Origin of the sequence: Methylobacterium ajmalii (assembly GCF_036448855.1) — a bacterium.
GTDB classification, from domain to species: domain Bacteria; phylum Pseudomonadota; class Alphaproteobacteria; order Rhizobiales; family Beijerinckiaceae; genus Methylobacterium; species Methylobacterium ajmalii.
Map to the genome: position 1 here is coordinate 62,281 of NZ_JAZFXT010000029.1, position 6,372 is coordinate 68,652.

The window sequence follows — 6,372 nt, forward strand, 5'->3', positions numbered from 1 at the left end:
ATGCCCCAAGTGACCGTCACCATCGCCGGCAAGACCTACCGCATGGCCTGCGGCGAGGGCGAGGAGCGCCACCTCGAGGGGCTGGCCGCGAGCTTCGACGCCCGCATCGGCGACATGCGCAAGGCCTTCGGCGAGATCGGCGACATGCGCCTACACGTCATGGCGGCGCTGACCCTGGCGGACGAGCTGGCCGAGACCAAGCGCCGGATGGAGGCGATGGAGCGCGAGACCGCTGCTTTGCGCGAATCCAGCGATGCCGGCACCGCCGAGCGCGAGGGCGCTGAGGCGCGCCTCGCCGAGACCGTCCAGCGCACCGCCGAGCGGATCGAGCGTCTGGCGAAGCGACTCGGATCGGCGCCCGGAGGGGCGCAGGGGAACTGAGGCCGGCGGGGTCGTCCCGGGAGGGATCGGCCGAGACTGGAGCGGCACCCGATCGCGGTGCGGCACGGGCAGGTTGCGCGGTGCGGGAGCGACGGCCGGCATCCTGCAGCACCCTGTACCGTGGCGTCGCGGCGGCAGCCTGCCCCGGGTCCTCGATTGTACCGCATCGTCTCTCGACGAGCCGGCAACCCGCTTCGTCGAATCCCGCCCCTGGCAAAGCCTCCCCGACCGCCTCTCGGCGGTCCCGGTAGCTGCCATGCCGGGGTCGCGCGCCGGCGACACCCGGACGCGGGGAGGATTTTCCGACCAATTCGAGGGCGGGAGCCGTCGGTCCGGGGGCACCGTGGCGAGCCCCCGGCCGTCATCGTACCGTCGGAGCCGCGGGACCGGCTCCGACGCATCGATCAGCGCGTCACACGCGCCCCGGGTAGTTCGGGCTCTCGCGGGTGATCGTCACGTCGTGGACGTGGCTCTCGCGCAGGCCCGCATTGGTGATGCGGATGAACTGCGCCTTCTCCTGCATTTCGGGGATCGACGGGGCGCCGACATAGCCCATGGCGGCGCGCAGGCCGCCCGAGAGCTGGTGCAGCACCGCGGCGACCGGACCCTTGTAGGGGACCTGGCCCTCGATGCCCTCCGGCACGAGCTTGTGGGTGTCGCTGACCTCGGCCTGGAAGTAGCGGTCGGCCGAGCCGCGCGCCATGGCGCCGACCGAGCCCATGCCCCGGTAGCTCTTGTACGAGCGGCCCTGGTACAGGAACACCTCGCCGGGGGCCTCGTCGGTGCCGGCGAGCAGCGAGCCGAGCATCGCCACCGAGGCACCGGCGGCGATCGCCTTGGCGAGGTCGCCCGAATACTTGATGCCGCCGTCGGCGATCACTGGCACGTCGGCCTCGTTGCCGGCCTCGACCGCCTCCATGATGGCGGTGAGCTGGGGCACGCCGACGCCGGCGACGATGCGGGTGGTGCAGATCGAGCCCGGGCCGATGCCGACCTTGATGGCGTCGGCGCCGGCATCGATCAGCGCCTGGGCGCCCTCGCGGGTCGCGACGTTGCCGGCGATGACCTGCACGGCGTTCGACAGGGTCTTCACCCGGCGCACGCTCTCCAGCACCTTGGCCGAGTGGCCGTGGGCGGTATCGACCACGATCACGTCGCAGCCGGCATCGATCAGGCGCTCGGCCCGCTCGAAGCCGCCGTCGCCGGTGGTGGTGGCGGCGGCGACCCGCAGGCGGCCCTGCTCGTCCTTGATCGCGTTCGGGTAGGCGACCTGCTTCTCGATGTCCTTGACGGTGATCAGCCCGATGCAGCGGTAGTGGTCGTCGACGACGAGCAGCTTCTCGATGCGGAACTGGTGCAGCAGGCGCTTGGCCTCGTCCTGGGTCACGCCCTCGCGCACGGTGATCAGCCGGTCGCGGGTCATCAGCTCGGCGACGGGCTGGCTCTGGTTGGTGGCGAACCGCGTGTCGCGGTTGGTCAGGATGCCGACGAGCTTGCCGCGCGAGCCGTTGGGGCCGCGCTCGACCACCGGAATCCCCGAGATGCCGTGCTGGCGCATCAGCGTGTAGGCGTCGGCCAGGGTCTCGTCCGGGTGGATGGTGATCGGGTTGAGCACCATGCCGGACTCGTACTTCTTGACCAGCCGCACCTGCTCGGCCTGCTCCGGCGGCTCGAGGTTGCGGTGGATCACCCCGAGGCCGCCGTTCTGCGCCATCGCGATGGCCATCCGGGCCTCGGTCACCGTGTCCATCGCCGAGGCGATGATCGGCATGTTGAGCTTGATCGTGCGGGTGAGGCGGGTGCCGAGATTCACCTCGGCCGGCATCACCGAGGATGCGGCGGGGCGGAGCAGGACGTCGTCGAAGGTCAGGCCCTCGATGATCGAATCCGTGATGATGCGGGCCATGAACCAACTCCTGCTGCCTGCGGACCCCGGAAGAGGCCGCAGAATCGGCGCCGTGCCGGGCGCTCTGCCGGGCAATCTGCCTGTATTGAGTTGGCACGGGCCGATAGCACGCGTCCGTGACGGGCGCAAAGCGCTATCGCCGCAGCGCAGCGATGCGATCCACGCCTGTTGCGGGAGCGGCGCCTGCTCACGTCCCGCTCCGGGCGGGCGTGAGCACGAATTCGGACCAGTCCGGCGCCCGCATCGCCCGCCGGTAGGCCACCACCGTGCCGGGCCAGAGCGCGATGTTGTGCCCGGCCGCGTCCTGGTACCAGCTGGCGCAGCCGCCCTGCTGCCAGATGCTGGCCGACAGCCGCGTCTCCAGCTCGGCGAGGTGGCGTGCCTGGGCCTCCGGCGACGGCTCGATCGCGGCGAGGTGGCGCGCCTTCATCTCGGCGAGGCAGGCGAGGACGTACTCGACCTGCGCCTCGATCATCAGCACGACCGAGTTGTGGCCCAACCCCGTATTGGGGCCGAGCAGCATGAAGAAGTTGGGGAAACCCGCGAGCGCGACGCCGCGATGCGCCGCCACCCGCTCGCCCCAGGCGCGGGCGAGGATCAGCCCGTCGCGGCCGACCACCGGCACCCGGGCGAGGGAGGCGGTGACGTCGAACCCGGTGGCGAGCACCAGCACGTCGAGGGGATGGTGGGTCCCGTCCGCTATCGTCACGCCGTCCGGGGTCACGGCGCGGATCGGGCCGGTCTCGAGCGCCACGTTCGGCCGGGTCAGGGCCGGGTAGAACTCGTCGGAGATCAGCACCCGCTTGCAGCCGAGGCGGTAGGGGGGGCGGAGCTTCGCCCGCAGGGCCGGATCGCGGACCTGGCGGCGCAGGTGGAGCCGGCTCGCCATCTCGGCGAGGCGGGTGAGGCGCGAGACGCGGGTGAAGCCCAGGGCCGCCTGCGCCTCCCGCAGCCAGAACTGGGTGCCGCGCAGGAGCCGGCGCGCGAGCGGGAGGCGGCGAAACAGGGCGTGGAGCCGCGGGCCGATCGCCCGGTCGTTGCGCGGCATCACCCAGGGCGGCGTGCGCTGGAACAGCACCAGCCGGCCGACCTCGGGGGCGATGGCCGGCACGACCTGGATCGCGCTGGCCCCCGTGCCGATCACGCCGACGCGCCGGCCCGCGAGCGGCACGCGGTGGTCCCAGGCGGCGGTGTGGAAGAGCGGGCCGCGGAAGGACGAGAGGCCGGGAATCGCCGGCAGCGCCGGGTGGTGCAGGGCGCCCATGCCGGAGACCAGCACCCGGGCCTCGACGGGTCCGCGATCGGTCTCGACCCGCCACAGCGCCCGCCCCTCGTCCCAGACCGCGCCGGTGACGGCGGTGGAGAGGGCCAGGCAACGCGCGAGGTCGAACCGCTCGACCAGCCCGCCCAGGTAGGCGGCGATCTCGGGCTGGCCGGCATAGGTCCGGGTCCAGTCGGCCTTCGGCGCGAAGGAGAGCGCGTAGAGATGGGCCGGGATGTCGCAGGCCGCGCCCGGATAGGTGTTGGTGTGCCAGGTCCCGCCGACCGACGCGGCCTTCTCGACCACCATCACGTCGTCGATGCCGGCCTGGCGGCAGCGGATCGCCATGGCGAGGCCGGAGAAGCCCGCGCCGATCACCAGGACGGCGAGCGGGGTCGTCGGCCAGGGCGGGGCGTCGCGGGCGGGCTCGTCCGTCACCGCGTCGCCTCCGGCGCGCGCGCATGGTCCTTCAGGAAGGCGGCGGCCTCGGACAGGGAGCGGCGTCCCTCCGGCACGAACGAATGGGCGAGCTGCCAGACATGCGGCACCACCGGCCAGAGCTTCACGGTGGCGTTCACGCCCGCCGCCCGCGCTTTGTCGGCGAAGCGCACGGAATCGTCGCGCAGCACCTCGCGCTCCCCGACGTGGAACAGGAGCGGCGGCAGGCCGGCGGGGTCGCCGTAGAGCGGCGAGGCGAGCGGGTCGGCGGGGTCGTGGCCGGCGAGGTAGAGGTCGACGAGGTGCTGGAGCTTGGTCGGGTCGAACATCGCGTCGCGGCGGGCATTGGTGCGCATCGACGCGCCCTGCCCCAGCATGTCGGTCGAGGGCGAGAACAGCACGGCGGCCTGCGGTTGCGGCAGGCCGTCCCGGCGCGCCCGCAGCATCAGGGCGAGCGCCAGGTTGCCGCCGGCGGAATCGCCCGCGACGCCGGCCGGCCCCGCGGCCGCGAAGGCGGACCAGCAGGCGGCCGCGTCGTCGAGGGCGGCCGGGAACGGATGCTCGGGGGCGAGGCGGTAGTCGGGGCAGAACACCCGGAAGCCCCGGGCGGCGAAGCCGCCGGTGAACGGCCGGTGGGTGCGGGGCGAGCAGGCGATGAAGCCGCCGCCGTGCAGGTAGAGCAGGCGGGGCGCGTCGGGCGCGAGCCCCGGGCGCTCGGCCCACTCGCCCGGAACGCCGCCGACCTCGCCGTCGCGAAACGCGATGCCGGGCAGGTCGGGAAAGCCGCCCTGGTTCATGACCCGCCGGATCGCCGCGACGTCGCCGCCGGCGCGGGCGATCTTCGGCCGGACCTGCCAGCGGATGATCCAGGTGAAGAAATGGGCGCGCAGGCTGGTCATCACGGGTCACTCCATGGCGCGGGCGATCAGCGACCAGTAGCGCACCGGCATCAGCCGCTGGATCAGCGCCACCTGGGCGGCATCGCGGCCGACGACGATGCGGGGCTCGCGCCGGGCGATGCCGGCGAGGATGCGCTCGGCCGCCGCCTGCGGGGACAGGCGCAGGAAGCGCTCGGCCGCCTGCTTGCCGCGGGCGACCTCGGCGGGGTCGAGGCGCGGGCCGGCCCGCGCATTGCGGGCGATGGCGGTGGCGACGCCCCCCGGATGGACGACGCTGACCCCGAGATTGGTGCCGGCATATTCGTGCCGCAGCGCCTCGGAGAAGCCGCGCACCGCGAACTTGCTCGCCGCGTAGGCGGTCTGGCCCGGGGGCGCGACGAGGCCGTAGAGGCTCGAGAGGTTGACGATCTGGGCTGCGGGGCGGCTCTCGAGCACGGGCAGGAAGGCGTGGGTCATCCGCACCACGGCGCGGAAGTTCACGTCCATCAGCCAGTCGAAATCGGGCAGGTCGAGGTCGGCGAAGCGGCCGGCGAGCGCCACGCCCGCATTGTTCACGAGGAGGTCGAGGGGCCCGTGGCGGGCGGCGACCTTCTCCGGCAAGGCCGCGATGGCGGCGGCGTCCGTGAGGTCGAGGCAATGGGCGCCGACGTCTCGTCCGAGTGCCCGAACGGCCGCCTCGCTGCGGGCGAGGCCGTCGGGATCGCGGTCGACGAGGACGAGGCGGGCGCCGCGCCGGGCGAGACCGGCCGCGAGCGCCGCGCCGATGCCGCCGCCGGCCCCGGTGACCAGGGCCAGCTTGTCGTGCAGGGGAAAGGCGTCCGCCAATGCGCGCTCCGTCCGGGCCCGGGGATGCCTGAATCGCCCGGGCCGGGCGGGAGCGCAAGGGTGGAGGCGAGCGGCGTCAGGCCGCGCGGTGGAGGGTCTTGGGCAGCTCGACGTCGATCTCCAGGGTCGAGACGGCGTCGCCCCGCTCCATGGTGATCTTCACCTTCTCCTGGTCGATGGCGACGTGCTTGGCGATGACCGCGAGGATCTCCTCGCGCAGCACCGCCACTAGGTCCGAACGGCCGAAGGCGGTGCGCTCGTGCGCCAGCAGGATCTGAAGGCGCTCGCGCGCCACCGGCGCCGTCCCGCGCCGCGACAGGAAGCTCAGCAGGTTCATGCCGCCCTCCGCGTGAACAGCTTGCCCAGGAGAGACCGCTTCTCGCTCGGCACGGTCATCGCCACCGTCTCGCCCTTGAGCCGGCGCACCGCATCCGCGTAGGCCCGCGCCGGCGCGCTCTGCGGCGCGTTCAGCGTCACTGGGCTGCCGAGGTTCGAGGCCTTGAGCACTTCCTCGCTCTCCGGGATCACGGCCAGCAGCGGGATCGACAGGATCTCGAGCACGTCGTCGATCTTCAGCATCTCGCCGCGCTCGGCCCGGGTGGGGTCGTAGCGGGTGAGGATCAGGTGCTTCTCCAGCCGCTCGCCCTTCTCGGCCCGCTCGG

The 6,372-nt window shown here is 73.0% G+C and carries 6 protein-coding genes and 1 pseudogene; 1 reads left to right on the forward strand and 6 read right to left on the reverse strand.

Annotated features, from left to right (window positions below):
* Complete coding sequence (locus V3T34_RS15275) at positions 1-381, forward strand: cell division protein ZapA (protein ID WP_091749066.1); 381 nt, start codon at positions 1-3, stop codon at positions 379-381.
* A 412-nt stretch (positions 382-793) separates the two neighbouring features.
* Here the strand turns inward: V3T34_RS15275 and guaB are convergent, their stop codons facing one another.
* From guaB to V3T34_RS15305, 6 genes and pseudogenes are all read right to left on the reverse strand, one after another.
* Positions 794-2,287, reverse strand: a complete 1,494-nt coding sequence (guaB, locus tag V3T34_RS15280; protein WP_060849779.1) for an IMP dehydrogenase — start codon at positions 2,285-2,287, stop codon at positions 794-796.
* Positions 2,288-2,474: 187 nt separating this feature from the next.
* On the reverse strand, positions 2,475-3,986 hold the full coding sequence (locus V3T34_RS15285; RefSeq protein WP_305078989.1) for a flavin-containing monooxygenase: 1,512 nt from the start codon (positions 3,984-3,986) through the stop codon (positions 2,475-2,477).
* Positions 3,983-4,885, reverse strand: coding sequence for an alpha/beta hydrolase (locus tag V3T34_RS15290; protein WP_305078990.1), 903 nt, complete (start codon positions 4,883-4,885; stop codon positions 3,983-3,985). Before V3T34_RS15290 ends, V3T34_RS15285 begins: the two co-directional genes overlap by 4 nt.
* A 6-nt stretch (positions 4,886-4,891) precedes the next feature.
* Positions 4,892-5,710: an SDR family NAD(P)-dependent oxidoreductase gene (locus V3T34_RS15295; RefSeq protein WP_060849776.1), complete on the reverse strand. Its 819-nt coding sequence runs from the start codon at positions 5,708-5,710 to the stop codon at positions 4,892-4,894.
* A 76-nt stretch (positions 5,711-5,786) separates the two neighbouring features.
* Positions 5,787-6,047: a cell division topological specificity factor MinE gene (gene minE / locus V3T34_RS15300; protein ID WP_091749056.1), complete on the reverse strand. Its 261-nt coding sequence runs from the start codon at positions 6,045-6,047 to the stop codon at positions 5,787-5,789.
* Positions 6,044-6,372, reverse strand: a pseudogene (locus tag V3T34_RS15305) (septum site-determining protein MinD); the annotation flags it as partial. The gene minE and the pseudogene V3T34_RS15305, both read right to left, overlap by 4 nt.